Annotated in this window: 1 protein-coding gene; it reads left to right on the forward strand. The window is 72.1% G+C overall.

Annotated features, from left to right (window positions below; all coding sequences use genetic code 11):
• The coding region (locus QN345_RS19760) for an IclR family transcriptional regulator (protein ID WP_323509207.1) at positions 1-499 on the forward strand (499 nt) is incomplete at both ends.

Genomic DNA, 499 nt, shown 5'->3' on the forward strand with positions numbered 1-499 from the left:
TCGTCGCCGCGACAGGCCTGCCCAAGGCCACCGTGCACCGCCTGCTCGCTACCCTTGTGACCCAGAGGTTCCTCGCGACCGACCCCGCCGGCAGCTATCTGCCGGGCCCGGCGATCCTGGCGATCGCCGGCCGCGCCCTCGCCGGCGTCGACATCTCCGCGATCGCCCAACCCTTCGTCGACGACCTCGTCGCGACCGTGGACTGCACCGTGCACATCGGCTACCTCGCCGGCGACTCGATCGTCTACGTGATGCGCAGCGACTCCCGCAAACCGTACACAATGCCCTCCCGCGTCGGCCATGCCGCCCCGCTGCACACCACCGGCATCGGCAAGGTCATCCTCGCGAGCTACCCAGACGACACCGTCGACCGTATCATCGCGAGCGCCGGCCTCGCCCGCATCACGGATGCCTCGATCACCGACCCGGACGCCTTCCGCCGCGAGATCGCCGGCGTGCGCTCGCGCGGCCCCGCCCGCGACCGCGGGGCGCACGTGCC

The sequence above is a fragment of the Cryobacterium sp. 10I1 genome (assembly GCF_035019805.1).
GTDB classification, from domain to species: domain Bacteria; phylum Actinomycetota; class Actinomycetes; order Actinomycetales; family Microbacteriaceae; genus Cryobacterium; species Cryobacterium glucosi.